A 25,731-nucleotide genomic window follows, 5' to 3' on the forward strand; every position below is an offset into this window, starting at 1 on the left:
CGCAACTTAGCGCAGGTTGTAGAAGGTTTCGCGGCCCGGGTAGGAAGCGGTATCGCCCAGATCTTCCTCGATGCGGATCAACTGGTTGTACTTGGCGATACGGTCCGAGCGCGACAGCGAACCGGTCTTGATCTGGCCGGCGTTCAGGCCGACGGCGATGTCGGCGATGGTGCTGTCCTCGGTTTCGCCCGAACGGTGCGAGATCACGGCGGTGTAGCCGGCGCGCTTGGCCATTTCGATGGCGGCGAAGGTCTCGGACAGCGTGCCGATCTGGTTGATCTTGATCAGGATCGAGTTGGCGATGCCCTTCTGGATGCCTTCCTTGAGGATCTTGGTGTTGGTGACGAAGAGGTCGTCGCCGACGATCTGCACCTTGGCACCCAGGCGGTCGGTCAGCAGCTTCCAGCCGTCCCAGTCGCCTTCGGCCATGCCGTCTTCGATGGAAACGATGGGGAACTGGTCGGCCAGGTTGGCCAGGTAGTCGGTGAATTGCGCGGCGGTCAGCTCCAGGCCTTCGCCGGTCAGCTTGTACTTGCCGTCCTTGTAGAACTCGGAAGCGGCGCAGTCGAGCGCCAGCAGCACGTCCTGACCCGGCACATAGCCGGCGTTCTCGATGGCCTGCATGATCAGTTGCAGGGCTTCGGCGTGGCTGCCCAGGTTCGGGGCGAAGCCGCCTTCGTCGCCGACGGCGGTGGAGTGGCCCTTGCTGTCCAGCAACTTCTTCAGCGCGTGGAAGATTTCGGCGCCGCAGCGCAGGGCTTCGCGGAAGGTGTTGGCGGAAACCGGCATCACCATGAATTCCTGGATGTCCAGGCTGTTGTTGGCGTGCTCGCCGCCGTTGATGATGTTCATCATCGGCACCGGCATCTGCATCGGGCTCATGCCGCCGAAGTAGCGGTACAGCGGCAGGCCGGATTCCTCGGCGGCCGCCTTGGCGACGGCCATCGAGACGGCCAGGATGGCGTTGGCGCCGAGGCGCGACTTGTTTTCGGTGCCGTCGAGTTCGATCAGGGTCTGGTCGATGAAGGCCTGTTCCTGGGCGTCGAGGCCGATGATGGCTTCGGAGATTTCGGTGTTGATGTTTTCGACGGCCTGCATGACGCCCTTGCCGAGATAGCGGCTCTTGTCGCCGTCACGCAGTTCGATGGCTTCGCGCGAACCGGTGGAAGCACCGGACGGCACGGCGGCGCGACCCATCACGCCGGATTCGAGCAGAACGTCTGCCTCAACCGTCGGGTTGCCCCGCGAATCCAGAATCTCCCGTGCAACAACATCAACGATGGAACTCATGTTTCTTCCTTGTTATCAAAAGGTTGAAAGGTGTTTTTAAAGCTTGTTGTTAAAACTTCAGTTCTTCGAAACCGGCGGCCTTGGCGGCCTTGTCGAGGGCGACCAGTGTGCCCAGCAGGCTTTCCATGCGGTCCAGTGGCCAGGAATTCGGGCCGTCGGAAAAAGCCTTTTCCGGACAGGGGTGGGTTTCCATGAACAGGCCGGCGATGCCGACGGCCACGGCGGCGCGGGCCAGAACCGGGACGAATTCGCGTTGACCGCCCGACACCGTCCCCTGCCCGCCCGGCAATTGCACCGAGTGGGTGGCGTCGAAGACCACCGGGCAACCGGTGTCGCGCATGATCGCCAGCGAGCGCATGTCGGACACCAGGTTGTTGTAACCGAAGCTGGCGCCGCGTTCGCAGACCATGATGTTGTCGGCGCCGCCGTTCACTTCGCGCGCCTTGTCGACGACGTTCTTCATGTCGCCGGGCGCCAGGAACTGGCCCTTCTTGATGTTCACCGGCTTGCCGCAGGACGCCACGGCATGGATGAAATCGGTCTGCCGGCACAGGAAGGCCGGCGTCTGCAGCACGTCGACGACGCTCGCCACCTGGGCGACATCGTTGCCGTCATGAACGTCGGTCAATACCGGCACGCCGACCTGGGCACGGACGTTTTCCAGGATCTTCAGGCCGCCATCGATGCCGGGGCCGCGGACCGATTTGCCGGAGCTGCGGTTGGCTTTGTCGTAGGACGCCTTGAAAATATAGTTCACACCCAGTCGACCGCAGATTTCCTTCATGCGACCGGCGACATCGACGCAAAGTTGCTCGGATTCCGCGGTACACGGGCCGGCGATCAGAAAAAGCGGCTGGTCGAGACCGGCCTCGAAACCGCAGAGTTTCATGCCTTCTTTCCTTGCTTGCTGGTCAGCGCAGCCTGCACGTAGGACGTGAACAGCGGATGGCCGTGACGCGGGTTGGAGGTGAATTCGGGATGGAACTGGCTGGCGACGAACCACGGATGGACGTCCTGCGCCAGTTCGATCATTTCGCACAGATCGGTCCCCGGCGCGCGGCCGGCGACGATCAGGCCCTTTTCCTCGAGCTGGGCGAGCAGCGTGTTGTTCACTTCGTAGCGATGGCGATGGCGCTCGACGATCTCCGGTGCGCCGTAGATCTTGCGGGCCAGCGAACCTTCCTTCAACTGGCAGACCTGGCCGCCGAGACGCATCGTGCCGCCGAGGTCGGAATCCTCGTCGCGCTTCTCGACCTTGCCGGACGCATCCAGCCATTCGGTGATCAGACCGATCACCGGGAACGGCGTGTCGGCATCGAATTCGGTCGAATGCGCGCCCTTCATGCCGGCGACGTCGCGGGCGAACTCGACGACGGCCATCTGCATGCCGAGGCAGATGCCGAGGTAAGGCACCTTGTTCTCGCGGGCGTAGCGGATCGCGGCAATCTTGCCCTCGGTGCCGCGGCGACCGAAGCCGCCCGGCACCAGGATGGCGTCCATGCGCTTGAGGATGCCGATACCATCCTTTTCGATGCTTTCCGAGTCGATGTACTCGATTTCGACCTTGCAGCGGGTATGGATGCCGGCGTGCTTGATCGCCTCGATCAGCGACTTGTAGGACTCGGTCAGGTCGACGTACTTGCCGACGAAGGCAATGCGCACTTCGTTGTCCGGGTGCTCCATCGACTCGATCAGTTTTTCCCAGACCGTCAGGTCGGCGGCCTTGGCCAGGATGCCGAGCTTGTGGCAGACGATCTCGTCGAGCATCTGCTCGTGCAGCATGCCGGGAATCTTGTAGATCGAATCGGCGTCCAGGCACTCGATGACGGCTTCCGGCATGACGTTGCAGAACAGCGCGATCTTGCGGCGTTCTTCTTCCGGCATGGAACGGTCGGCACGGCAGAGCAGGATGTCCGGCTGGATGCCGATTTCGCGCAGTTCCTTGACCGAATGCTGGGTCGGCTTGGTCTTCAGTTCGCCGGCCGTCGGGATGTAGGGCAGCAGCGTCAGGTGCATGTAGCAGACGTTGTTGCGGCCTTCCTCGATGCCCATCTGGCGGATCGCTTCCAGGAAGGGCAGTGACTCGATGTCGCCGACCGTGCCGCCGACCTCGACGATGGCCACGTCGGCCCCTTCGGCGCCGGCCTTGACCTTGCCCTTGATCTCGTCGGTGATGTGCGGGATGACCTGCACCGTCTTGCCGAGATACTCGCCGCGCCGTTCCTTCTTCAGCACCGAGTCATAGACCTGGCCGGTGGTGAAGTTGTTGCGCTTGCTCATCTTGGCGCTGGTGAAGCGCTCGTAGTGGCCGAGATCCAGGTCGGTCTCGGCGCCGTCTTCCGTGACGAACACTTCGCCGTGCTGGAAGGGGCTCATCGTGCCGGGGTCGACGTTGATGTAGGGGTCGAGCTTGAGATGGGTAACCTTGATGCCGCGGGATTCCAGAATGGCCCCCAGCGATGCGGCGGCGATGCCTTTGCCCAGCGAGGACACGACACCACCCGTAACAAAAACGTATTTGGTCATGGAAAGACAGGCTGCGGGAAAGCAGAATGATAGCCGAAAATTCATCGCTTCCCCAAGCCCGTCGACAATCCTTCCGGCATCGGCAAACCGTCGGAAACGTCGAAACTCCGGGTTCCTTTGCTAAAATTTACGGCTTTTCCCAATAATCCGCCGCCAACTCCGTGAAACGCGTCCTCGTCGTCACCTTCTCGCAGACCGGGCAACTGGCCGACATCGTCGGCCGGGTTGTCGGGCCGTTGCGCGCCGGCGGTCACGCGGTCCATGTCGAGACCCTGCAGCCGCGGACGCCTTTTCCCTTTCCGTGGCCGGTGGTCGATTTCGTCGATGTCTTTCCGGAATGCGTGCAGCTCGATCCGCCGCCGCTACAACCGATGCGCCTGAACGGCGACGAGGACTTCGATCTGGTCGTGCTCGCCTATCAGGTCTGGTACCTGGCGCCGGCCTTGCCGATGACGGCCTTTCTGCAAAGCCCGGCCGGCCAGGCCCTGCTGCGCGGCAAGCCGGTGGTCACGCTGGTCGCCTGCCGCAACATGTGGCTGAGCGCGCAACAGACGATGAGCCGCCTGATCGCTGCCGCCGGCGGCCGACTGGTCGATCATGTCGCCCTGGTCGACCGGGGGCCGGCACTGGCCACCTTCATCACCACGCCGCGCTGGGTGCTGACCGGGCGGCGCGACGGATTTCTCGGCCTGCCGCCGGCCGGCGTGGCGCCGGCGGAAATCGCCGCGGCCGACCGCTTCGGCAAGGCGCTGGCCGATGCGCTGGATGCCGATATTGAAAAATCCGGCTTGCCGATGCTCGCCGGGCTCGGCGCCGTTACCGTCAATCCGCGGCTGGCGCTCAGCGAGCGTGCCGGTCTGCGGGCCTTCCGTCTCTGGTCGCGCTTGATCCGCGCCTTCGGTCGGCGCGGTCAACGCCGCCGCTGGCCGATTCTTGCCCTGTTTGCCGTTTACCTGATCCTGATGGTGCTGACCGTCGTACCGCTCAGCCTGTTGCTGCAAACCCTGCTCGCCCCGCTGCTGGCTCGCCGGCTGGCCCGGCTCAAGGCGGAACACGAACAACCCTCCGGCTGCGGCTGCGAACGAATGAACCGATATGTCTCCTGAACGCCAGGCCTACATCACCCGCAGCGCCGTCTGCCTGCCCAATGCGCCGGTCGCCAGCGACGACATCGAGAAGGTGCTCGGCATGATCGGCGGCAAGCCGTCGCGGGCGCGCCGCATCGTGCTGCGCAGCAACGGCATCGTCAGCCGTCATTACGCGATCGATCCGGCGACCGGTCTGGCCACGCACAGCAACGCCCAACTGGCCGCCGAAGCCGTGCGCGGGCTGGTTTCCTCCGATTTTCCGCTGACCGACATCGACCTGCTGGCCTGCGGCACTTCCTGCGCCGACCAGCTGATGCCTGGCCATGCGGTGATGGTGCATGGCGAACTGGGCGATTTTTCCTGCGAGGCGGTGTCGACCGCAGGCATCTGCGCGGCCGGCATCCTGGCGCTGAAATATGCCTGGTTGAGCGTGTTGACCGGACAAGCCGCGCACGCCGTGGCGACCGGCTCCGAAGCCGCTTCCGGCGGCCTGCATGCGCGCAATTTCGCCGGCGAATGCGCACAGCGCGTGGCGGCGCTGGAGAGCCAGCCGGAAATCGCCTTCGAGAAGGATTTCCTGCGCTGGATGCTGTCCGACGGCGCCGGCGCCTTGCTGGTGGAAAATGCGCCGCGCGCCGGGTCGACCGCACTGCGCATCGACTGGATCGACGTCGTTTCGCAAGCCGGCCACATGCCGGCCTGCATGTATGCCGGGGCGGAAAAGCTGGCCGACGGCAGTCTGCACGGCTGGCAGAACTACGACGCCGAGGCGCGCGCCGCGCGCTCAATCTTCGCCGTCAAGCAGGATGTCCGGCTGCTCAACGAATCGGTGGTCGAGGAAACCCTCGGCAAGCCGCTCGATGCAAGCCGGCGCAAGCACGGCCTGCAGGCGGCGGAAATCGACTGGTTCCTGCCGCACATGTCTTCCGAATACTTCCGCCAGCCGATCGCCGACTGTCTGGCGGCGCGCGATTTCGCCATTCCGGCCGACAAGTGGTTTACCAACCTGACCAGCCGCGGCAATACCGGTTCGGCGTCGATTTTCATCATGCTCGACGAACTGCTGAACAGCGGCCGGCTGCGCGACGGCGACCGGCTGCTCTGCTTCATCCCGGAAAGCGGCCGCTTCACCGGCGCGCTGATGCACCTGACGGCGGTGCGCGATGCGTGAATCGGATGTCCCGCAGGAAGGCAACCGCACGCTGGACGGCCATCGCAAGACGGTGTTCGCGCGCGGCGCCGACGGCCGGCTGAAGGCGGTCGCCTCGGCCGGCTGGGAAGTCGAGGAAATCGTCACCCGGCAGGCCGTCGAAGACCTCGAACGGCTGGCCGACGATGCCCGCCGCCGCGTGCTGGCCGGCCAGACTTCGCCGCTCGAATACCACATGCACCGGCTGCGCATGGACGTGCCGCTGCTGGCGCAGGTCACCGGCCTGTGGCAGTGGCGCATCCGCCGCCATTTCCGGCCGGCGGTATTCGCCCGCTTGTCGCCCGCCCTGCTCGCCCGTTACGGCGAGGCGATGGGGCTGACGGTCGCCGCGCTGCAACGGGTGGACGCATGAGCTTCGAGCACCGTCATGCCTCGCACTGCGAAAGCGGCGTCGTCGCCAACATGCTGCGCCACCACGGCCTTGACCTGTCGGAACCGATGGCTTTCGGGCTGTCGTCGGCGCTGTCCTTCGCCTACCTGCCGATCATCCGCATCAACGGGCTGCCGCTGGTCGCCTACCGGATGCCACCGCGCTTCATCCTCAAGGGCATCCAGCAGCCGCTCGGCCTGAAAATGCGTTTCGAGACCTTCCGCACGCCGGACAGCGGCGAGCGGCGGCTCGACGAACTGCTCGCCGCCGGCCGCGTCGTCGGCCTGCAGACCTCGGTGTTCTGGCTGCCCTACATGCCGCCCGACCTGCGCTTCCACTTCAACGCGCACAACGTGCTGGCCTACGGCCGCGATGGCGACGATTACCTGCTGTCCGACCCGGTGGCCGAGGAAACGGTGCGCTGCGCCGCCGCCGACCTCGCCCGCGCCCGCTTCGCCCGCGGCGCGCTGGCGCCGAAGGGGCTGCTCTACTACCCGCTCGGCACGCCGCGCGAACCGGCCTGGGAAAGCGTCCTGCCGAAAGCCATGCGCAAGACCACCCGGATCATGCTCGACACGCCGCTGCCGATCATCGGCGTGCGCGGCATCCGCCGGCTGGCGGCGGCGGTCGGGCGGCTCGACGCCAGCCGGGACGCTGCGCGCAGCAAGCTGTTCATCGGCCAGGTGGTGCGCATGCAGGAAGAAATCGGCACCGGCGGCGGCGGTTTCCGTTTCATCTACGCCGCCTTCCTGCAGGAGTGCGCGGCCCGCCTGAACCGCCCGGTTTTCGACGAACTGGCCGACCGGCTGATCGACATCGGCGACGAATGGCGCGAATTCGCGCTGGCCACGGCGCGCATGATCCGCGACCGCGATCCGCTCGAACCACCGCGTCTGGCCGGCCTGTTGAACGCGCTGGCCGAGCGCGAGAAAAGCTTCTTCGGCGACCTGCGTCGCGCGCTGCGATGAGTGCGGCCGCGACCGGCATCGACCTGCAGGCGGTCGGCTACCGCTACGCCGGCGCCGGCCGGCCGGCGCTCGACAACGTCTCGCTGAACATTGCGCCCGGCCAGGTCTATGGCCTGCTCGGCCCGAACGGCGCCGGCAAGAGCACGCTGCTTTCGCTGCTCTGCGGCCTGTCGACCGCAACGACCGGCACGCTGAGCGTGGACGGCCGGCCGCTGGCCGGACTGCGCCGCGCCGAACCGCGTGCCGTCGCGCTGGTGCCGCAGGACTACGCTTTCTATCCGACGCTGACGGTGCGCGAGAACCTCGCCTTCTTCGCCGGCATCCTCGGCTTTGCCGGGGCCGCCGCGCGGGCCCGGATCGATGCCGGCATCGCCTTCGCGCAGCTCGACGATGCGGTCGACCGCCGCGCCGAGCAACTTTCCGGCGGCCTGCGCCGGCGCCTGAACCTGGCCATCGGCCTGCTCGGCGAACCGCGCTGGCTGCTGCTCGACGAGCCGACGGTCGGGGTCGACCCGCAATCGCGGCATTTTTTGCTCGACGCCATCGCCGGCCTGCCGGCACAGGGTACCTCGGTGCTGTACACCAGCCACTACATGGAAGAAGTGCAGACGCTGTGCCGGCGGCTGGCCATCCTCGACCACGGCCGGCTGATCGCCGAGGGCGAACTGGAATCGCTGTGCGGCGACGCGGCCGGCGCACAAGTCGAGCTGGCGACCGATGTCGCGCTGCCGGCGGCGCTGGTCGAGCGTTGGGCCATGCTGTCGCCGGCGCCGCGCGAATATCTGCTGAAACTGCCGTCGACCGCAGCATTGCCCGGTCTGCTCGGCGAGATCGCCGGCGTCGCGCAACTGCGCCGCATCGCCTGCGGCCGGCCCGACCTCGAACAACTGTTCATGCGCCTGACCCGGCGCTCGCTGCGCGACTGAGCCGACCATGCAGCGTGTTCATCTCGTCCGCCTGACCGCCCTGTGGCAAAAGGAAACGCTGGCGCTGCTGCGCGATCGTCACGGCTTGATCGCGCTGTTCCTGATGCCGGCGATCTTCATCGTCGTGATGACCATGGCGCTGCACGATGCCTTCATGCCCGGCGCGGCGATCGACGTCGCCTATGCGGTGGTCGATCTCGATGACAGCCCGGCGTCGCGCGCGCTGGTCGCCCGGCTCGACAAGGCCGGCTCCTTCCGCCGCATCGCCACCGAGCGCGATGCCGAGCTTGCCCGGCAACAGGTACGCGCCGGCCGCCAGGCGCTGGCGCTGGTCGTCCCGGCCGGCTTCGGCGAGCGCCTGCTGGCCCCCGGCGGCATCGACGGCAAGCCGACCGCGCCGCTGCAGCTGCTGGTCGATCCGGTGCTCAACCCGGCGCTGCAACTGGCCTTCCGCACCCAGGTCTCGGCGGTGCTCGGCACGCTGCGTGCCGACGAACTGAGCCAGCGCGCCGGCCAGCTGTTCGGCCTGCCGACCGCCGGCCAGCCGGTCGAACGCGCCTGGCCGGACGACATCGTCAGCGTCGCCGTGCAGAACGAACGCAACGTCCGTCCGCCGTCGTCGGTGCAGCAGAACGTGCCGGCCTGGCTGGTTTTCGCGATGTTCTTCGTGGTCATTCCGATTGCCTCGATCTTCATCGTCGAGCGCCAGCAGGGCACGCTGCAGCGGCTGCGCGCGCTCGGCCTGCCGTTCGGCCTGGTGCTGCTCGGCAAGCTGCTGCCCTTCTTCGTCGTCAACCAGTTGCAGGCGGTGCTGATGGTGCTGATCGGCCGTTACGTCGTGCCGCTGTTCGGCGGCGAGGCGCTGCACATTCCCGACGGCGGCGCGCTGGCGCTGGCCTGGCTGCTGTGTGCGGCGGTCAGCCTGGCGGCAATCGGCTGGGCGCTGCTGGTCGCCACGCTGACCCGCACGCCGCAGCAGGCAACCGTCGTCGGCGGCGTCGGCAACATCCTGATGGGTGCCATCGGCGGTGTCATGGTGCCCAAGTTCATGATGCCGGCGGCGATGCAGCAGCTGGCCGCGCTGTCGCCGATGGCCTGGGGCCTCGACGGCCTGCACACGGTGGTGCTGCGCCACGGCGGCATCGCCGAGATCGCCGGCCAGCTCGGCCTGCTGTTTGCCTTTGCCGGCGGCACCCTGCTCCTCGCCGTCCTCGTTTCCCGGAAATCCGCATGAGCGCCGAACTCCGTCTTGCCCTCAAACGCCTGATCGTCGAATCCTGCGACAAGGACGTGGCGCCCGAAAGCATCGCCGACGACGATTTCCTGTTCGGCCCGGAAGCGCCGCTGCAGCTCGATTCGCTCGATGCGCTGCAGGTCTCGATGGCGATCAAGAAGGTCTACGGCCTGCGCCTGCCGGACAGCAAGGAAACGCGCCGGATCATGACTTCGGTCGGCAGCCTGGCCGAGCATCTGGCCGCTTTTCTCGCCAGCCGGCCGGCATGACGCGCGCGGTCTACCTGGCCGGCGGCGGCCTGTGCTGCACGGCCGGCAGCACGCCGGCTACCGTGGCCGAAGCACTGGCCAACTCCTCGGGGCGGCTGGCCGCTAGCGCACTGTCGCTCGGCGAACGCCGTTTTCCTTACGCCGCGTTGCCCGGCCCACTGCCGCAGGATGCCGACGACTGGCTGCGGCGCGCCGAAGCCGCCTGCCGTCGTGCCGTCGCGCCGCTCGGTGCGCTGCCGGGCGACGTGCCGCTGTTCTTCGCCTCGTCGTCGTTCCAGATCGGTCATTTCGAGGCGCAGCCGGCGCCGCGCGATCTGCCGCCGGCCTGCGCCTCCTTCGTCGGCCGGGTTGCCGGCAGGCTGGGGCTGGATGGCGTACGCCACAGTTTTTCCAACGCCTGCATCTCCGGCCAGCAGGCGATCCAGGCGGCCGCCGCGCAGATCGCCGACGGCAGCATCGACGACGCGCTGGTGCTCGGCTGCGAACTGTACAACCGCAGCACCGCGGCCGGCTTCGCCGGGATGGGGCTGCTGTCGCCGACCGCCTGCCGGCCTTTCGACCGCGACCGCGACGGGCTGGTGCTCGGCGAGGCGGTGGCCGCGCTGCAGCTGAGCGCCCGGCCGGCCGGCTGGCGGCTGGCTGCGGTCGACAGCGCGCTCGACGCCTTTTCGCCGACCGGCCCGACGCCCGACGGCAGCCGTATCGCCGCCCTGCTCGCCGCCTGCCTTGCCGAAGCCGCTCTGCCGCCGGCCGACATCGATCTCGTCAAGCTGCACGCCGCCGGTTCGCCGACCAACGATCCGGCCGAGGCCAACGCATTGCGTACCGTGTTCGGCAATGCCATGCCGCCGCTGTGCTCGCTGAAGGGCAGTCTCGGCCATGCGCTGGGCGCCAGCGGCGTCGTCGAAACGGTGGCCCTGCTGGCCTGCCTGGATGCCGGTTTCGTGCCGCCGACCGCCGGCTTCGTCACGCCCGATCCGGAAATTTCGCTGCAACCGGCCGTCGACCGCAGCAACCGCCCGGTCCGCCGCGTTCTGCTCAACGGCATCGGCTTCGGCGGCGGACTGGCGGCCATGATCATCGAGCGCAGCGCATGATCGATCTCGCTCTCTTTCACCAGACACTGGCGCCGGCCGCGCTCGGCGACGAGGTTCGTGCGCTGCTCGGCAAGCCGCTGCGCCGCGCCTCGCGGTTCGCCCAGCTGGCCGCCTGCGGCGCCTGGCGGTTGATCCCGGCGGAACGGCGCGACTGGCCGACCGCCCTGCTCTGGCAATCGACCAGCGGCCCGCGCGGCGAAACGCTGACCCTGCTCGACGAAATGGACGGCGCCGGCGAACCGATGCCCTTCGACTTCCTCGCCGCCCAGCCGGCGATAGCCGCCGCCCAGCTGCAGCCGTTGCTGCCCGGCCTGACGCACAGCCTGCATTGCCCGCTCGACCGCTGCGATGCGGCCGACTGGTCGCTGCTGCTCGGCCTTGCGGTCGACCGCCTGACGGGCGGCAAAAGCCGGCAGGTCCTGTGCGCCCATCTCGACGCCTGGGACGACCGGCTGATCGCCCACTGGCTGCTGCTGTCGGCCGAGCCGCTTGAAAATCCCGCCTGGCGTCTCCATCTGCAGGAACAGCCGCCGGCCGCCACGCCCGGCCTGCCGGATACGCCGGACCTGCCGGCCCGGCTGGCAACTTCGACCCAAGGCCGGCTGACGCTGGCCACCGCCCAACCCGCGCCGCGGACGTTAGAATTCGTCCGTTGCCCAACCCGCATTGGAAATTGACATGTCCCAGTTCGCCTTCGACGTATCCCTCCAGGATTTTGAAGCCCAGGTTTTGCAGGCTTCGCTGCAGACGCCGGTGGTCGTCGATTTCTGGGCACCGTGGTGCGGCCCCTGCCAGACCCTGAAGCCGATGCTGGAAAAGCTCGCCGAGGAATACAAAGGCCGCTTCCTGCTGGCCAAGGTGAATTCCGACGAAAACCCCGAACTGGCCGGCCATTTCGGCGTGCGCAGCATTCCCTCGATCAAGGTCGTGTACCAGGGCCAGCTGGTCGACGAATTCAACGGTGCGCTGCCCGAAGGCCAGGTGCGCGCCTTCCTCGACCGCATCGCGCTGCCGGCCGGTCAGGCCGAAGCCGATCCGCGCGCCGATGCCGCCGCGCTGATTGCCGAAGGCCGTCTCGAAGATGCGCTGGCCGTACTCGTCGCCGCCACCCGCGAAGCGCCGGAAAACGAAGCGCTGCGCCTCGACGCCATCGACGTGCTGATCCAGCTCGGCAACAACGACGAAGCGCAGCAATTGCTGGCCGGCGAATACACCCAGGAAGCCGAGCGTGCCAACGCGTTGCGCGCCCGTCTGGCGCTGGCCCAGGGCGCCGCCGACACGGCACCGCTGGAAGCGAAGCTGGCTGCCGATCCCGACGATCACGCGACGCGCCTCGAACTGGCCCGCGCCTACGCCGCGCAAAGCCGTTTCCGCGAAGCGCTCGACGCGGCGCTGGAAGTCGTCCGCCGCGACCGCTTCTTCGACGAAGGAGCCGGCCGCAAGGCGCTGCTGCAGTTCTTCGAGGCGCTGTCCGGCGAACCGTACGACGACCTGGTCCGCGAATTCCGCCGCAAGCTGTCCGCCGCGCTCAACTGATCGTCCGCCGACGTCGGCCGTGCAGCTGTTCTATACCGACGTCTTCGTCCTGCCGCTGCCGTCGGGCCATCGTTTTCCGATGGAAAAGTACGCCCGGCTGCGCGAAGTCCTGCTCGCCGGCGGCGATTTCATCCCGGATGACTTCCGGCTGCCCGACGCGGCCAGCGATGCCGAACTGGCGCTTGCCCACGATCCCGACTACATCGCTCGCGTCTGCTGCGGTCAACTCGACGAAAGCGCGCAAAAAGCCATTGGTTTTCCGTGGACCGCACAGATGGTCGAGCGCTCGCGCCGTTCGGCCGGCGCCACGCTGGCCGCCTGTCGTGCCGCACTGGCCGCGGGCGACGGCGTCGCCGCCAACCTGGCCGGCGGCACCCATCATGCCTTTGCCGACCACGGCGAAGGCTTCTGCGTGTTCAACGACGCCGCCGTCGCCGCTCGCGCGATGCTGGCCGAAGGCCGTGCCGGACGCGTGCTGATCGTCGATTGCGACGTGCATCAGGGCAACGGTACCGCCGCCATCCTGCGCGACGACGAACACTGCTTCACCTTCTCGATTCACGGTGCGCGCAACTATCCCTTCGCCAAGGAACGCAGCGACCTCGACATCGAACTGCCCGACCGCTGCGGCGACGATGCCTACCTGCTGCAGCTCGATCACGGCCTGGACACCGCTTTCGACCTGGCCCGGCCCGATCTGGTGATCTATCTGGCCGGCGCCGATCCCTACGTCGACGATCGCCTCGGCCGGCTGGCGCTGAGCATCGACGGCCTGCGCGAGCGCGACCGCCGGGTCTTCGCCCGCTGCCGCCAGCGGCGGCTGCCGGTCGCCATCGCGATGGCCGGCGGTTACGCGCGCAACATCGACGACACGGTGGCCATCCACGCCAACACGCTGCGGCTGGCCCGCGCCCTGTGGCGGGACTAGAATGCCGCGATGAACCCGCCCGTCACCGCCCTTTGCCAAAGCGCCACACTGCGCCGGCTGGAAGCCCGCCATGCCGGCGAGCCGCTGATGGAACGCGCCGGCCTGGCCGCCGCCGAACTGGCCGTCCGCCTGTGCGGCGAACGCAACGATCCGCTGCTGGTGCTCGCCGGTCCCGGCAACAACGGCGGCGACGCACTGGTACTCGCCCGCCTGCTGCGCGAGCGCTTTTTCGACGTGCGCGTGGTTTTCGGCGGCGAGCCGGACCGCCTGCCGGCCGATGCCGCGCAGGCCTGCGCCCGTTTCCTGGCCGCCGGCGGCACGCTGCTCAACGACATCCCCGATATCCCGCGCTGGGCGCTGATCGTCGACGGCCTGTTCGGCATTGGCCTCAAGCACGCGCCGGCTGGCCGTCACGCCGACTGGATCGTCGCCGCCAACCGGCTGGTCGGGCGCGACGCCTGCCCGCTGCTGGCGCTCGACAATCCGTCCGGCCTCGACGCCGACACCGGCGTCGCGCTGACGCCGTGCATCGTCGCCAGCCACACGATCAGTTTCATTTCCGGCAAACCGGGGCTGTTGACCGCAGACGGCCCGGATCACGCCGGCGAGATCCATGTCGCCACGCTGGATGTGGCACCCGACGACCGCCTGCCGGCCGATGGCCGGATCATCACGCCGGCCGCTTTCGCCGACTGGCTGAAGCCGCGCCGGCGCAACTCGCACAAGGGAAGCTTCGGCAGCGTCGGCGTGCTCGGTGGCGGCCGCGGCATGGCCGGCGCCGCCTTGCTCGCCGCCCGTGCGGCGTTGAAGCTGGGGGCCGGCCGCGTTTATCTGGGCCTGCTCGACCCGGATGCGCCGACGCTCGACCCGCTGCAGCCGGAACTGATGATCCGCCGCGCCGACCAGTTGTTCCAGGCCGACCTGCAGGCGCTGGTCTGCGGTCCCGGCCTCGGCCGCAGCGGCGACGCCGACCTGTTCGTCGACAAGGCGCTGAAGGCACCGCTGCCGCTGGTGCTCGATGCCGACGCGCTGAACATTCTTGCGGTCGACAGCCGCCTGGAAGGCAATTTGGTCAATCGCGTCGCGCCAGCGCTGCTTACCCCGCATCCGGCGGAAGCCGCCCGTTTGCTCGGCGTATCCACGGTCGACGTCCAGCGCGACCGGATTTCCGCCGCCAGCGAACTGGCCAGGCGTTACGCCTGCAGCGTCGCACTCAAGGGCTGCGGCACGGTGATCGCGCAGGCCGACGGGCGCTGGGCGATCAACACCACCGGCAATCCCGGCATGGCGACGGCCGGCATGGGCGACGTGCTGAGTGGCCTGGCCGGCGCCTTGCTGGCGCAAGGCTGGCCGGCCGAGGCGGCGCTGGACTGTGCGGTGCATCTGCACGGCGCGGCGGCCGACCGCCGGGTTGCCGGCGGTAGCGGTCCGATCGGCCTGACCGCCGGCGAAATCGCCGAGGCGGCACGGACGCTGTTCAACGCCTGGATCGCCGGCGCGCGCTGAAACGCCCGCTGCGGATCAATGCAGGCGGGCGTTGAGTTCCTCGACGACGGCCGCCCAGTCGGCATCCTCGATGATTTCCTGTTTCAGGAATTCGCGCTGGGCCGGGCTCCAGAAGGCCGCCCGGTAGAGCGGCTCGCCGTTGGCCAGCGGCCGGTGGGCGGCGATGAATTCATCGATGGCGCGGGGATCGGACGGCAGACCGAGCTGGGCGAAGAGTTGCGGCAGTCCGTGCAGCGGGTTTTCCATGGAAAGCTCCTTTCATGGTGGGAAGCGGTGCCTTGCCGTTGGGCAAGGCCGGCGCCGTCTGGTTCCCGCTTTTCAGGTTTTGCCGGCCACGATGCCGGGCGCGGTCTCCGGATACGGATAGAGCATGTTCAGCGCCTGGCTCTGGCCGTTGGGCTGGACGATGCGCACGTGTTCGCGGCGCAGGTCGCGGGCATGGGCGACGCCGCAGGCATGCGCGATCATGTCCACTTCCTTGTTCATGTTGCGCGTGTAGTGCGCCACCCGCTCGGCCTTGTCCTCGACGACCAGGCCGCGCTGCAGCTTGGGATCGTGCGTCGTGATGCCGGTCGGACAGGTGTTCTGGTGGCAGCGCAAGGCCTGGATGCAGCCCAGCGCGAACATGTAGCCGCGCGCCGAATTGACCAGATCGGCGCCGCAGGCCAGCGCCCAGGCGACCCGAGCCGGCGTCAGCAGCTTGCCGGAGGCGATCACCTTGATCCGCTCGCGCAGTCCGCCCTCGATCAGCGCGTCGATGACGCGCGGCAGGGCTTCGTTGATCGACAGCGCCATGTGGTCGGCCAGCGCTTGCGGCGCCGCGCCGGAACCGCCTTCGCCGCCGTCAATGGTCAGGAAATCCGGTGCGCAGTCGAGGCCGCGCCGCCACACCGCATCGACCAGTTCGCGCATGAACTGCCAGCCGCCGATGGCTGTCTTGATGCCGACCGGCTTGCCGGTCACCTGGCGCACGTGCACGACCATGTCGAGCAACTCGTCCATGTTGCCGGTTTCCGGATGGCGGTTCGGCGACAGCGAGTCCTGGCCCATCGGAATACCGCGAATCCGGGCGATTTCCCCGGTGATCTTGGCCGCCGGCAACACCCCGCCCTTGCCCGGCTTGGCGCCCTGCGACAGCTTGATCTCGAAGGCGCGCACCGTTTCGTGCGCGGCCAGTTCGCGCAAGCGCTCGTCGGACAGCCGGCCCTGCGCATCGCGCACGCCGTACTTGGCGGTGCCGATCTGAAAGATCACGTCGCAGCCGCCTTCCAGGTGATAGGGCGACAGTCCGCCTTCGCCGGTATCCATGTAGCAGCCGGCCAGCGCTGCGCCGCGCGACAGGGCCTGGACCGCCGGTCGCGAGATCGCGCCGAAGCTCATGCCGCTGATGTTGATCAGCGATTTCGCGGCGAACGGCTGGGCGCACCAGCCTTCGCCGATGACGATCGGCGGCGTCGGCTGGTGATCGCCTTCGAGAACCGGAAAAGCGGCGTTGACGAAGAGCAGCGCGCCGGGCTGGGTGATGTCGTAGGTTGACCCGAAACCGAGCATGCCGCCCTCGTTCTTGGCCAGCCGGTAGACCCAGCCGCGGGTCGCCCGGTTGAAGGGCATTTCCTCGCGGTCGCCAAGGAAGAAGTATTGCCGGAAGTACTCGCCGAGATGTTCGAAGAAGAAGCGCAGGTGGCCGACGATCGGGAAGTTGCGCAGCACGCTGTGCCGCTTCTGCGTGATGTCGCGCAGGTACCAGTAGATCAGCCAGAGGCCGAGCACCAGCACGACCAGCACCCCCAGACTGACGTGAAAAACCCCGAGCAGCTCGGACATCCCTTCCTCCAGACGGTACAATTCGGCGCCTAGCATGCCGACCAGAAGCCGATATGTCCATCTCGTTCGATTACCCGCTCGCCGAAGAAATCACCCGTAACGTCGATGCCGCGCTGGCCGAGGATGTCGGCCCCGGCGACCTGACCGCCGCGCTGGTGCCCGGCGATCGTCGCGTCCGTGCCACCGTCATCTCGCGCGAAGCCGGCGTGCTGTGCGGCACGGCCTGGTTCGATGAATGCGTGCGCCGTCTCGATCCGGCGGCGACGGTGACCTGGCAGGCGGCGGACGGCGAACGCATCGTCGCCGACCAGTTGCTGTGCACCATCGACGGCAACGGCCGGGCATTGCTGACTGCCGAGCGCAGCGCGCTGAATTTCCTGCAACTGCTGTCGGCCGTGGCCAGCAAGGCGCGCCGCTACGCCGATACCATCGCCGGCACGCGGGCGCAGGTGGTCGATACCCGCAAGACCCTGCCCGGCCTGCGCGTCGCGCAGAAATATGCGGTACGGGCCGGTGGCGGCGGCAATCACCGCCTGGCGCTGTGGGACGCGATCCTGATCAAGGAAAACCACATCCATGCCGCCGGCGGCATTCCCCAGGCTTTCGCGGCGGCGCAACAAGTGGCTGCCACGGCGGTCGGCCGCTGCAAGTTCATCCAGGTCGAAGTCGAAAACCTCGACGAACTGCATCAGGCGCTCGATGCCGGTGCAACGATGATCCTGCTCGACAACTTCACGCCGGCACTGCTGCGCGACGCGGTGGCACTGAACGCCGGCCGGGCGATCCTCGAAGCCTCCGGCAACGTCAGCCTGGAAACGATCCGGAATATCGCCGAAACCGGTGTCGACCGCATCTCGGTCGGCGCGCTGACCAAGGACGTCAAGGCGCTCGATCTGTCGATGCGTTTCGTCGGCTGAGCCGGACTGCGCGAATACCCGCATTGTGCGAGCGGTTTTTTTGCCGGAAGATGCGCTCGCCAACGGGTGCAACAGCCCGGCCCGCCACACCAGCCCCGACTGAGCTTGCATGCATCTTTTCACGGAAGGATTCGATCGCCTCACCCACGCCTATGTGCAATTGCTGCGCGTGGCGTTCGCATTGTCGCCGTCGGTGGGGATCGGTTACCTGCTGTTTTTCCAGGATCCCGATCAGCACTACGCGAGCCTGGCCTTTCACGAATTGGCGATTGCCGTCGCGATCGTCACCAGCCTGTTCATCACCGTCGTCACCTGGCGTTGTTACCAGGCATCCGGCGAGCCGCTGCTGCGCTGGCTGACGCTGGCCTTTCTCGGCTTTTCGGTGATTTATGCGCCGCACGGGCTGTTTACCAGTCATGCCGCGCATCACCCGATCCTGTTCCTGATCTACGGACCGGTGTCGCGCATCGTCATGAATGCCTTCCTGCTGATCGGCATTCTGAGTTTTGGCGAAGCGGCGCATGCGCCGGCCGAACGGCGCAGCCGCCGCTTCTGGCTGGGCTGGCTGGCGGCCTTTCTCGTCCTCGACCTGGTACTTGGCGGGTTCGCCGTTTCACCCGCTGCGCAGGCGCTCGCGCTCAGGCAAGGGCTGGAATGGAGCGCCTTCGGCCTGGCCGTCGGCGGCCTGTTCCTGATGTGGCGGCGCAGCGCCGGCCTGCCGCTGTTTGCGATCTATGCGCTGTCGCTGGCGATGTTCGCCCAGTCTTCGCTGTCGTTCATCCTGTCCAGTGCCTGGAATCACCAGTGGTGGCTGGCCCACGCAATCAGCGCCGCCGGCTTCCTGCTGCTCAGCTATGGGGTGTTGCGCGCCTACCAGACGACGCGTTCGTTCAGCACCGTCTATAGCCAGGAAGTGATCATGCGCCAGCTGGAGAGCGCCAACGAACAGTTGACGCTGCTGGCCACCACCGACGTCCTGACCTCGACCGCCAACCGCCGGCACTTCCTCGAACGCGCCGCCAGCGAACTGGCGCGTTGCCGGCGAAATGCCACGGCAGTATCGCTGATCGTCATCGACTTGGACCATTTCAAGCGCGTCAACGATACCTGGGGGCACCAGGCCGGCGACGCGGTACTCGGCTTCGTCGCCCGCCAGATCGACGGCATGCTGCGCGGTTCCGACCTGCTGGGTCGGCTGGGCGGCGAGGAGTTCGCGGTGCTGCTGCCCGGTACGCAGCGCCAGGATGCGATCGTGACCGCCCGGCGCATCTGCGAGCATGTCGGCAACGAGGCGCTGATTTACGGCGATGTGTCGATCCGGGTCACGCTCAGCCTGGGGGTTGCCGAATTCCCGGCCAACGGCGAGACGCTCGATGCGATCTACGGCGAAGCCGACCGCCAGCTCTACGCCGCCAAGGCCGCCGGCCGCAACCGGGTGATGCCGTCCGCCTGACGCCTCAGGCCGGTTTCCTTGCGATCAGGTCGATCAGCGCCGAGCGGCCGACGTGGGCGCGCCCTTCGGCAATGCTGTCCTCGTGTTCGCGCAGGTGCTCGATCTGCCAGCCGGCAAAGGCCGTACGCAGCATTTCTGCCGTATACAGGTTGTCGACCGCAGCAGGCCCGCCGGTGCGCAATTCAAGCTGTTTCGGCGTATAGCCCTGAAGGAAGATCCGGCCACCCGGCCGAACGGCGGCCTGCAGCTTTCGGAACAGCCTATCCCGGTCATCCGGGCCGACGAACTGGATGAAGATGGCGACCGCCGCGTCGAAAGCCTCGACCGGCCATTGCCAGTCGAGAATGTCGGCCTGCACGAAGTCGACCGCGACATGCCGGCCATGCGCCAGCCGGGCGGCTTTCTGTAGCGCCACGGCGGAGATTTCGGTGGCCGTCACCGTACAGCCCTGCTCGGCCAGCCGCACCGAATTGCGCCCCTCGCCGTCAGCCACCGACAGCACCGTCATGCCGGCGCCGAAGCTGCTTTCCTGCGCCGCCAGGAACTGGTTGGGCGCGGTACCGAACAGGTAATCGTCGCCGGCATCGCGATAACGCGCCGACCAGAAGGCTTCGTGGTCCGAAGTGCTCATGTGCAGGATTCTCCAATGAAAAAGGGCAGCCTCGGCTGCCCTTTGAATAAGCATCGGCTTATATCATACCCGCTCGACAACGAACTGCTTGATCGCCGCGACGTCCGGATCCATCACCACGACGTGCTGTTCGAGCTTCTCGATGCCCTGCAGCTCGGCCGGGCGCACCGGCTCGGTGTTCAGCGCCTCGCGGATGGTTTCCTCGAACTTGGCCGGCTGGGCGGTCTCCAGCACGATCATGGTCTGGCCCGGCGTGCGGTTTTCCAACGCCACCTTGAGGCCGTCGGCGGTGTGCGTGTCGAGCATCACGCCGTATTTCTGCTGCGCCAGGAGGATCGTTGCCAGGCGGTCGGCGTGCGTGCTGCGGCCGGAAACGAAGGCGAATTTCGGCATGTTTTGCCAGTGGACCGTAGCCGACAGGTCGAAAGCCTCGCCCTTGTCTACCTTGGCCCACAGTTCGGCGACGACGGCCGGATCGCGGCCGACCAGATCGAACACGAAGCGCTCGAAGTTCGAGGCCTTGGAGATGTCCATCGACGGGCTGGACGTGACGTTGGTTTCCTTCGAGCTGCGCGGACGGTAGACGCCGGTCTTGAAGAATTCGTCGAGCACGTCGTTCTCGTTGGTCGCCAGCACCAGCTTGGCGATGGGCAGGCCCATCTGGCGGGCGATGTGGCCGGCGCAGATGTTGCCGAAGTTGCCCGAGGGCACGCAGAAAGCGACCTGCTCGTCGTTCGACTTGGTGGCCAGGAAATAGCCCTGGAAGTAATAAACGATCTGCGCCGCGACACGCGCCCAGTTGATCGAATTGACGGCGCCGATCTTGTACTGCTTCTTGAAGGCGGCGTCGTTGGAGACGGCCTTCACGATGTCCTGCGCGTCGTCGAACATGCCGCGCACGGCGATGTTGAAGATGTTGGCGTCGGTCAGCGAATACATCTGGGCGCGCTGGAAGGCGCTCATCTTGCCGTCCGGCGACAGCATGAAGACCTTGACGTTGTGCTTGCCGCGCATGGCGTACTCAGCCGCCGAGCCGGTGTCGCCGGAGGTGGCGCCGAGGATGTTGATCGATTCGCCGCGCTTGTCGAGGACGTATTCGAACAGGTTGCCGAGCAACTGCATGGCCATGTCCTTGAAGGCCAGCGTCGGGCCGTTCGACAGTTCCTGCGTGTAAAGGCCATCTTCGAGCTTGGTCAGCGGCGTGATCTCGGCCGCCTTGCCACCGTTGCGCGTGAAGCGGTAGACGTCGGCGGTGTAGGTCTTGGCGACCAGCGCCTTCAGATCGGCGGGCGGAATGTCGGTGATGAACTTCGACAGGATTTCATAGGCCAGGTCGGCGTAGGAGAGCTTGCGCCAGGCGTCGAGTTCGGCACGCGTGACCTGCGGATAGGTTTCCGGCAGATAGAGGCCGCCGTCCGGGGCCAGGCCGCCGAGGAGAATGTCGCAGAAAGCCTGGGGCGCGGACTGGCCGCGGGTCGAGATGTAGCGCATGGCGAAAGACCGGAAAGCGAAAAACCGCGATTTTACCGTGTCGACCGCGGCAAGCGCATGCCCTTCGCGATGCGCAGCACAAAGTCGAGCAGCGCCAGTGCCGTACACGCCAGGCCGGCGGCGTCGAAACCGGCGAGCATCAGGCCGCCGCCGCCGACGAAAAGCGCCGCCCGAACGCGCGCACCGCTCTTCAGCGAGGCGCGCAGCTTATCGCGTACCGGCAAGCCCGCTCCCGGCCAGCGCCACACCGGCAGCAGCTGACTCAGCGCACCGCTGACCAGCGGCAGCAGGAACAACATCGCCCACACCGCCAGCAGGCGTCGGCCGCCCTGCCCGTCCGCATGCAGCGGTGCAAGCAGCAGACAGAACAGCAATCCGAAACTGGCGAGCAGCAGCTTCAATGCCGCACCGTCGGCCAGACAGGCCCGGCCGTACTGCCGCAACCAGCGATACGGCAAGGTGGCGACGAACAGCGCCAGCAGCCCTCCGCTGGCGGCCGCCAGCCAGGGCGCAGCAGCGCTGCCGAAGGCGATCAGCACTACTGCCGCCAGCGCCGGCCACCAGGCCCGGCGCAACCACAACGCAACGCCCGGATCGGGCCGGTTGAGGGCCGTCGGCAACAGCAGCGGCAGGGTGCCGAGCGCTGCCAGGCCGATCAGCCCGAGCAGGTTCAGATGCAGATGGATCAGCCGCCACAGCGGCCAGCGCGCGCCGTCGAGCGCCATGCCGGCGGCAGCGGCCAGCGCCAGCAGCAACAGGGCCAGCGCCGCCGCGTACCAGCGCCAGCCGGGATGCGCCGGACCGAGCGCGCGACGGGCGCGGTCGACGATCCAGCCGAACAAAAATGCCGCCACCAGCCCGTCGACCGCAGCAGCCAGCGCGACGGTCGCATACGGCAGGCTGCCGAACAGCGTGACGACCAGCAGCCCGCCGGCCGCCTGGGCGATCAGCGGCAGGCGGCGGATGACGGCCGGCGCTTCGCCGCTGCGCGTCAGGACCGGTACGAAATGGATCATTGCGGCCATGATCAGCGGCAGGATGCCGATGGCCAGCGCGATATGCGCCACCGCCGCCGGCGTGCCGACGCCGGCCACGCTGCAGCCCAGCGTCGCCAGCAAGGCGGCGAGCGTGATGGCGACGACCGGCAGCATCGATCCGGGCCGCTTTCCGCCTCAGCCGACGACCGAGAAATCGATCACGATGGCGCCCGGTTCGCGCTGACGATAGACGATGCCCAGGCGCTCGCCGTAACGCTGGCCGAGTTGTGCCAGCAGCGGCAGCGGATCGTGGTCGTTGCAGAAGCGCATCGTCTCGCCCGGCATCAGCGAATCGAGCGCTCCGAAGATCGCCGCGTGGCGAAAGCGCTTGGCGACGCCGCGGGCGTCGAAGGGATAGAGGGCTTCGGGGGTCGGCTGGTCACATGCGTGCATCTTGTCTTCCTTGTCGAAAAGCCGCCGGAACGGACGGCAGGCGGATCATCGGCGGTTTCGCCCGGAAAAACCTTGATCTGCATCGCCATGGCCCCGCGATCCGCGGGGTTTCCGGCAATCACCGCCGCCGACTGTCGACGCCCAGCCACAGCCCGCTGCCGATGATCACCGCCATGCCGGCCAGCGACCAGCCGTCCGGCCAGTGGTCGAACACCAGACCGCCGAGCAGCGTCGCCCACAACAGCTGGACGTACAGGAAAGGCGACAGCAGCGATGCCGGCGCGTTGCGGAACGCATGGATCAGCAGGAAATGCCCGCAGCCGCCGAACAGGCCGAGCAGGCCGACCGCCAGCCATTGCAGCGGCGTCAGCCAGTGTTCCGGCCAGAACCACGGCAATCCGGCCGTGGCGCCGAGGGTGCCGAGCAGCGCGGTGTAGAACAACAGCGTCAGCGGCGGCGTGTGCGCTGCCAGTTGCCGGGTCAGCAACTGGTAGAGCGCGTAGCAGACGGCACCGCTCAGCGCCAGTTCGATGCCGGCCATCGACATGGCGCTGCCTGGCCGGGCGATGGCCAGAATGCCGGCAAAACCGGCCAGTGCCGCCAGCCAGCGGCCCAGCGACAGGCGTTCGCCGAGCCACGGCCCGGCCAGCAGCGCGACCAGCAGCGGCGACGTGAAAAACACCGCCGTCGTCTCGGCCACCGGCATTTTCGACAGCGCCAGGAAGCCGAAGCCGGTGCAGCCGAGCAGCATCAGGCCGCGCAGCACCTGCAGCGGCAATTGTCCGGCGCGGACCAGGCCGCGTCCGAGCCGTGGCCCGAGGACCAGCAGCATGACCAGCAAATGCGTGGTGTAGCGTCCCCAGACCAGCAGCGGCACCGGAATCTCGCGCGACAGCAGCTTGACCGAGCAGTCCAGCAAGGCAAACAGCAACACGGCCCCGAGCAGGTAGAGAATCGCCCTGCCCTGGCGGTTGTCGGCTGGCGTGGCGGCGTGCTCCGGCATTTTTGCGGTCAACTCAGGCGTCGACCGCAAAAGCCTCGCCGGAGGCGAGGAAATTGCCACCGGCCAGGTAATGGACGGTGCGCGAGGCGTCGTCCGGGAAATGCCAGCGGCCGTTCGAGAAAATATCGGCGTCGGCCCAGGCGGCGGTCACTTCGGCGACAAACAGGTCGTGCCGGGCATGATTGTCCGGCTCGTCGATGACACGGCAGGCCAGCCAGGCGGCACAGCCGGCGATCAGCGGCGCCGGCGCGGCCGGTTCGGCGATGACCGCCACGTCGCAAGCGGCGAACTTGTCGCCGTCGCGCCCGCTGACCGAGCCGACCGCCAGCACCTGGGCGGCGATACGTCGGCACGGAATATTCAGCACGAAGGCGCCGCTGGCATCGACCAGTTGGCGGGTGAACGACGTGGCGTCGATCACCACGGCGACTTTCGGCGGCGAGAAATCGACCGGCATGGTCCACGATGCCGCCATCACGTTGCGTCGCTCGCCGTGCGCGCTGGAAACCAGCGTCACCGGGCCGTGATTCATCAGCAGGTAAGCCTTGTCGAGCAGGACGGGCTGGCGGTTCATGGGTTTCCTTGCATGCAAAACGGGGGCCGAAGCCCCCGCGAATCCGGCTTGCGGTCGACCGGCATTTTCCGCGAAAAATCCCGTCGACCGCAGCCGTGTGTTATTGCAGCTCTTCCAGACGGATGCGCTTGACCTTGCCCTTTTGCGCGGCCAGCCCTTCGATCTTGGCAATCGCGGCGTCGGCGGCGCTTTCCTTGCAGACGTGGGTCAGGATGATGATGTCCGTCTCGCCCTCGCCCTCGCCCGGCTCGCGTTGCAGCATGGCATCGATGGAGATGCCCTGGTCGGCCAGGATGCGCGTGATGTCGGCCAGCACGCCCGGCTTGTCCTCGACGCGCAGGCGCAGGTAGTAGCCGGTCTCGATCTCGCTCATCGGCAGGATCGGCAGGTCGGACATGGCGTTCGGCTGGAAAGCCAGGTGCGGCACGCGGTGCGCGGCATCGGCGGTGGCCAGGCGAGCAACATCGACCAGATCGGCGATGACGGCCGACGCGGTCGGCTCGGCGCCGGCGCCCTTGCCGTAGTACATCGTCGCGCCCACGGCGTCGCCCTTGACCAGCACGGCATTCATGGCGCCCTCGACGTTGGCGATCAGGCGCTTGGCCGGGATCAGTGTCGGATGCACGCGCAGTTCGACGCCGTCGTCACGACGCTTGGCGATACCCAGCAGCTTGATGCGGTAGCCGAGCTGTTCAGCGTACTTGATGTCGGAGGCTTCCAGCTTGGTGATGCCTTCGACGTAGGCCTTGTCGAACTGCACCGGGATGCCGAAGGCGATGGCGGAGATCAGCGTCGCCTTGTGCGCGGCATCCACGCCTTCGATGTCGAAGGTCGGATCGGCCTCGGCGTAACCCAGGCGCTGGGCTTCGGCGAGGACGTCGGCGAAGGGCAGGCCCTTGTCGCGCATCTCGGAGAGGATGAAGTTGGTGGTGCCGTTGATGATGCCGGCGGCCCACTCGATGCGGTTGGCCGACAGGCCTTCGCGCAACGCCTTGATGATCGGGATGCCGCCGGCCACGGCCGCTTCGAAGGCGACCATGACGCCCTTGGCCTGCGCCGCCGCGAAAATCTCGGTGCCGTGCACGGCGAGCAGCGCCTTGTTGGCGGTAACCACATGCTTGCCGTTGGCGATGGACTGCATGACCACTTCCTTGGCCACGCCGTAGCCACCGATCAGTTCGACGATGACGTCGATTTCCGGGTCGTTCACCAGCGCGAAGGCGTCATCGGTGACGCGCGCGGCGCCGCCCGTGACCTGCTTGGCCAGTTCGACGTTCTTGTCGGCCACGGCGACGATCTGAATCGGCCGGCCGGCGCGGCGGGTAATTTCTTCCGCGTTACGCTGCAAAACGGTCCAGGTGCCACCGCCGACGGTGCCGATGCCGATAAGGCCAACATTGATGGGTTTCATCAGATTCATGCTCATGAAAAGGGCCGTGCGCTTGCCGGAGAAACGCGAA

26 protein-coding genes are annotated in these 25,731 nt (G+C 67.3%); 14 read left to right on the forward strand and 12 right to left on the reverse strand.

Annotated elements, in window-relative coordinates:
- Nucleotides 1–6 precede the first annotated feature (6 nt).
- The 3 genes from eno to L0962_RS17485 are packed head-to-tail and all read right to left on the reverse strand — an operon-like array spanning nt 7 to nt 3,816.
- Nucleotides 7–1,290 carry a phosphopyruvate hydratase gene (gene eno / locus L0962_RS17475; RefSeq protein WP_234087828.1) on the reverse strand — a complete coding sequence of 428 codons (1,284 nt, stop codon included), beginning with the start codon at nt 1,288–1,290 and terminating at the stop codon, nt 7–9.
- Between the two features lie 49 nt (nt 1,291–1,339).
- Nucleotides 1,340–2,179 (reverse strand): 3-deoxy-8-phosphooctulonate synthase, encoded by an 840-nt coding sequence (gene kdsA, locus L0962_RS17480; RefSeq protein WP_234087830.1) that lies wholly within the window; start codon nt 2,177–2,179, stop codon nt 1,340–1,342.
- The gene (locus tag L0962_RS17485; RefSeq protein ID WP_234087832.1) at nt 2,176–3,816 is read right to left on the reverse strand and encodes a CTP synthase; all 1,641 of its coding nucleotides are present in this window, start codon (nt 3,814–3,816) and stop codon (nt 2,176–2,178) included. The genes kdsA and L0962_RS17485 overlap by 4 nt, the downstream gene beginning before the upstream one ends.
- 161 nt (nt 3,817–3,977) lie before the next feature.
- On the opposite strand from L0962_RS17485, the gene L0962_RS17490 reads away from it, so the two are divergent.
- The 12 genes from L0962_RS17490 to L0962_RS17545 are packed head-to-tail and all read left to right on the forward strand — an operon-like array spanning nt 3,978 to nt 14,948.
- Complete coding sequence (locus L0962_RS17490) at nt 3,978–4,922, forward strand: dialkylrecorsinol condensing enzyme (protein WP_234087835.1); 945 nt, start codon at nt 3,978–3,980, stop codon at nt 4,920–4,922.
- Nucleotides 4,912–6,075 (forward strand): beta-ketoacyl-ACP synthase III, encoded by a 1,164-nt coding sequence (locus L0962_RS17495; protein ID WP_234087836.1) that lies wholly within the window; start codon nt 4,912–4,914, stop codon nt 6,073–6,075. The genes L0962_RS17490 and L0962_RS17495 overlap by 11 nt, the downstream gene beginning before the upstream one ends.
- A complete protein-coding gene (locus L0962_RS17500) occupies nt 6,068–6,466 on the forward strand; it encodes a hypothetical protein (RefSeq protein ID WP_234087837.1) in 399 nt (132 codons plus the stop codon). Before L0962_RS17495 ends, L0962_RS17500 begins: the two co-directional genes overlap by 8 nt.
- Nucleotides 6,463–7,452 (forward strand): BtrH N-terminal domain-containing protein, encoded by a 990-nt coding sequence (locus tag L0962_RS17505; protein ID WP_234087838.1) that lies wholly within the window; start codon nt 6,463–6,465, stop codon nt 7,450–7,452. The genes L0962_RS17500 and L0962_RS17505 overlap by 4 nt, the downstream gene beginning before the upstream one ends.
- Nucleotides 7,449–8,378, forward strand: a complete 930-nt coding sequence (locus tag L0962_RS17510) for an ABC transporter ATP-binding protein (protein WP_234087839.1) — start codon at nt 7,449–7,451, stop codon at nt 8,376–8,378. The genes L0962_RS17505 and L0962_RS17510 overlap by 4 nt, the downstream gene beginning before the upstream one ends.
- Nucleotides 8,379–8,385: 7 nt before the next feature.
- Nucleotides 8,386–9,612 carry an ABC transporter permease gene (locus tag L0962_RS17515; protein ID WP_234087840.1) on the forward strand — a complete coding sequence of 409 codons (1,227 nt, stop codon included), beginning with the start codon at nt 8,386–8,388 and terminating at the stop codon, nt 9,610–9,612.
- Nucleotides 9,609–9,881 (forward strand): acyl carrier protein, encoded by a 273-nt coding sequence (locus tag L0962_RS17520; protein ID WP_234087841.1) that lies wholly within the window; start codon nt 9,609–9,611, stop codon nt 9,879–9,881. Before L0962_RS17515 ends, L0962_RS17520 begins: the two co-directional genes overlap by 4 nt.
- Nucleotides 9,878–10,978 carry a beta-ketoacyl synthase N-terminal-like domain-containing protein gene (locus tag L0962_RS17525; RefSeq protein WP_234087842.1) on the forward strand — a complete coding sequence of 367 codons (1,101 nt, stop codon included), beginning with the start codon at nt 9,878–9,880 and terminating at the stop codon, nt 10,976–10,978. Before L0962_RS17520 ends, L0962_RS17525 begins: the two co-directional genes overlap by 4 nt.
- Nucleotides 10,975–11,655, forward strand: coding sequence for a hypothetical protein (locus tag L0962_RS17530; RefSeq protein ID WP_234087843.1), 681 nt, complete (start codon nt 10,975–10,977; stop codon nt 11,653–11,655). Before L0962_RS17525 ends, L0962_RS17530 begins: the two co-directional genes overlap by 4 nt.
- Nucleotide 11,656: 1 nt before the next feature.
- Nucleotides 11,657–12,514, forward strand: a complete 858-nt coding sequence (locus L0962_RS17535) for a tetratricopeptide repeat protein (protein WP_234087844.1) — start codon at nt 11,657–11,659, stop codon at nt 12,512–12,514.
- 19 nt (nt 12,515–12,533) lie between these two features.
- Complete coding sequence (locus L0962_RS17540; RefSeq protein ID WP_234087845.1) at nt 12,534–13,442, forward strand: histone deacetylase; 909 nt, start codon at nt 12,534–12,536, stop codon at nt 13,440–13,442.
- Between the two features lie 9 nt (nt 13,443–13,451).
- On the forward strand, nt 13,452–14,948 hold the full coding sequence (locus L0962_RS17545; RefSeq protein WP_234087846.1) for an NAD(P)H-hydrate dehydratase: 1,497 nt from the start codon (nt 13,452–13,454) through the stop codon (nt 14,946–14,948).
- A gap of 15 nt (nt 14,949–14,963) precedes the next feature.
- Here L0962_RS17545 and L0962_RS17550 read toward each other — a convergent pair whose 3' ends face one another.
- On the reverse strand, nt 14,964–15,194 hold the full coding sequence (locus tag L0962_RS17550) for a DUF2789 domain-containing protein (RefSeq protein WP_234087847.1): 231 nt from the start codon (nt 15,192–15,194) through the stop codon (nt 14,964–14,966).
- Between the two features lie 72 nt (nt 15,195–15,266).
- Nucleotides 15,267–16,772 (reverse strand): FMN-binding glutamate synthase family protein, encoded by a 1,506-nt coding sequence (locus tag L0962_RS17555; RefSeq protein WP_234087848.1) that lies wholly within the window; start codon nt 16,770–16,772, stop codon nt 15,267–15,269.
- A 53-nt stretch (nt 16,773–16,825) separates the two neighbouring features.
- On the opposite strand from L0962_RS17555, the gene nadC reads away from it, so the two are divergent.
- Both nadC and L0962_RS17565 read left to right on the forward strand, forming a co-directional pair.
- Nucleotides 16,826–17,689, forward strand: a complete 864-nt coding sequence (nadC, locus tag L0962_RS17560; RefSeq protein WP_234087849.1) for a carboxylating nicotinate-nucleotide diphosphorylase — start codon at nt 16,826–16,828, stop codon at nt 17,687–17,689.
- 109 nt (nt 17,690–17,798) lie between these two features.
- A complete protein-coding gene (locus L0962_RS17565; RefSeq protein ID WP_234087850.1) occupies nt 17,799–19,142 on the forward strand; it encodes a sensor domain-containing diguanylate cyclase in 1,344 nt (447 codons plus the stop codon).
- Nucleotides 19,143–19,146: 4 nt separating this feature from the next.
- Here the strand turns inward: L0962_RS17565 and L0962_RS17570 are convergent, their stop codons facing one another.
- From L0962_RS17570 to L0962_RS17600, 7 genes are all read right to left on the reverse strand, one after another.
- Nucleotides 19,147–19,773, reverse strand: coding sequence for a cyclopropane-fatty-acyl-phospholipid synthase family protein (locus tag L0962_RS17570; protein ID WP_234087851.1), 627 nt, complete (start codon nt 19,771–19,773; stop codon nt 19,147–19,149).
- 63 nt (nt 19,774–19,836) lie between these two features.
- Nucleotides 19,837–21,264 (reverse strand): threonine synthase, encoded by a 1,428-nt coding sequence (gene thrC, locus L0962_RS17575; RefSeq protein WP_234087852.1) that lies wholly within the window; start codon nt 21,262–21,264, stop codon nt 19,837–19,839.
- 32 nt (nt 21,265–21,296) lie between these two features.
- Nucleotides 21,297–22,415: a hypothetical protein gene (locus tag L0962_RS17580; RefSeq protein ID WP_234087853.1), complete on the reverse strand. Its 1,119-nt coding sequence runs from the start codon at nt 22,413–22,415 to the stop codon at nt 21,297–21,299.
- A gap of 21 nt (nt 22,416–22,436) precedes the next feature.
- The gene (locus tag L0962_RS17585; RefSeq protein ID WP_234087854.1) at nt 22,437–22,694 is read right to left on the reverse strand and encodes a DUF2249 domain-containing protein; all 258 of its coding nucleotides are present in this window, start codon (nt 22,692–22,694) and stop codon (nt 22,437–22,439) included.
- A 118-nt stretch (nt 22,695–22,812) separates the two neighbouring features.
- Nucleotides 22,813–23,697, reverse strand: coding sequence for a DMT family transporter (locus L0962_RS17590; RefSeq protein WP_234087855.1), 885 nt, complete (start codon nt 23,695–23,697; stop codon nt 22,813–22,815).
- A gap of 13 nt (nt 23,698–23,710) precedes the next feature.
- Complete coding sequence (locus tag L0962_RS17595) at nt 23,711–24,271, reverse strand: flavin reductase family protein (RefSeq protein ID WP_234087856.1); 561 nt, start codon at nt 24,269–24,271, stop codon at nt 23,711–23,713.
- 100 nt (nt 24,272–24,371) lie between these two features.
- A complete protein-coding gene (locus tag L0962_RS17600; protein WP_234087857.1) occupies nt 24,372–25,682 on the reverse strand; it encodes a homoserine dehydrogenase in 1,311 nt (436 codons plus the stop codon).
- Nucleotides 25,683–25,731: the final 49 nt, after the last annotated feature.

Origin of the sequence: Azonexus sp. R2A61 (genome assembly GCF_021401135.1) — a bacterium.
Lineage (GTDB): Bacteria > Pseudomonadota > Gammaproteobacteria > Burkholderiales > Rhodocyclaceae > Azonexus.

Coding starts and splice junctions, on each gene's coding strand:
- eno (WP_234087828.1), bottom strand. CDS start 1,290: ATGAGTTCCATCGTTGATGTTGTTGCACGGGAGATTCTGGATTCGCGG.
- kdsA (WP_234087830.1), bottom strand. CDS start 2,179: ATGAAACTCTGCGGTTTCGAGGCCGGTCTCGACCAGCCGCTTTTTCTG.
- L0962_RS17485 (WP_234087832.1), bottom strand. CDS start 3,816: ATGACCAAATACGTTTTTGTTACGGGTGGTGTCGTGTCCTCGCTGGGC.
- L0962_RS17495 (WP_234087836.1), top strand. CDS start 4,912: ATGTCTCCTGAACGCCAGGCCTACATCACCCGCAGCGCCGTCTGCCTG.
- L0962_RS17500 (WP_234087837.1), top strand. CDS start 6,068: ATGCGTGAATCGGATGTCCCGCAGGAAGGCAACCGCACGCTGGACGGC.
- L0962_RS17505 (WP_234087838.1), top strand. CDS start 6,463: ATGAGCTTCGAGCACCGTCATGCCTCGCACTGCGAAAGCGGCGTCGTC.
- L0962_RS17510 (WP_234087839.1), top strand. CDS start 7,449: ATGAGTGCGGCCGCGACCGGCATCGACCTGCAGGCGGTCGGCTACCGC.
- L0962_RS17515 (WP_234087840.1), top strand. CDS start 8,386: ATGCAGCGTGTTCATCTCGTCCGCCTGACCGCCCTGTGGCAAAAGGAA.
- L0962_RS17520 (WP_234087841.1), top strand. CDS start 9,609: ATGAGCGCCGAACTCCGTCTTGCCCTCAAACGCCTGATCGTCGAATCC.
- L0962_RS17525 (WP_234087842.1), top strand. CDS start 9,878: ATGACGCGCGCGGTCTACCTGGCCGGCGGCGGCCTGTGCTGCACGGCC.
- L0962_RS17530 (WP_234087843.1), top strand. CDS start 10,975: ATGATCGATCTCGCTCTCTTTCACCAGACACTGGCGCCGGCCGCGCTC.
- L0962_RS17535 (WP_234087844.1), top strand. CDS start 11,657: ATGTCCCAGTTCGCCTTCGACGTATCCCTCCAGGATTTTGAAGCCCAG.
- L0962_RS17545 (WP_234087846.1), top strand. CDS start 13,452: ATGAACCCGCCCGTCACCGCCCTTTGCCAAAGCGCCACACTGCGCCGG.
- L0962_RS17550 (WP_234087847.1), bottom strand. CDS start 15,194: ATGGAAAACCCGCTGCACGGACTGCCGCAACTCTTCGCCCAGCTCGGT.
- L0962_RS17555 (WP_234087848.1), bottom strand. CDS start 16,772: ATGTCCGAGCTGCTCGGGGTTTTTCACGTCAGTCTGGGGGTGCTGGTC.
- nadC (WP_234087849.1), top strand. CDS start 16,826: ATGTCCATCTCGTTCGATTACCCGCTCGCCGAAGAAATCACCCGTAAC.
- L0962_RS17565 (WP_234087850.1), top strand. CDS start 17,799: ATGCATCTTTTCACGGAAGGATTCGATCGCCTCACCCACGCCTATGTG.
- L0962_RS17570 (WP_234087851.1), bottom strand. CDS start 19,773: ATGAGCACTTCGGACCACGAAGCCTTCTGGTCGGCGCGTTATCGCGAT.
- thrC (WP_234087852.1), bottom strand. CDS start 21,264: ATGCGCTACATCTCGACCCGCGGCCAGTCCGCGCCCCAGGCTTTCTGC.
- L0962_RS17580 (WP_234087853.1), bottom strand. CDS start 22,415: ATGCTGCCGGTCGTCGCCATCACGCTCGCCGCCTTGCTGGCGACGCTG.
- L0962_RS17585 (WP_234087854.1), bottom strand. CDS start 22,694: ATGCACGCATGTGACCAGCCGACCCCCGAAGCCCTCTATCCCTTCGAC.
- L0962_RS17590 (WP_234087855.1), bottom strand. CDS start 23,697: ATGCCGGAGCACGCCGCCACGCCAGCCGACAACCGCCAGGGCAGGGCG.
- L0962_RS17595 (WP_234087856.1), bottom strand. CDS start 24,271: ATGAACCGCCAGCCCGTCCTGCTCGACAAGGCTTACCTGCTGATGAAT.
- L0962_RS17600 (WP_234087857.1), bottom strand. CDS start 25,682: ATGAAACCCATCAATGTTGGCCTTATCGGCATCGGCACCGTCGGCGGT.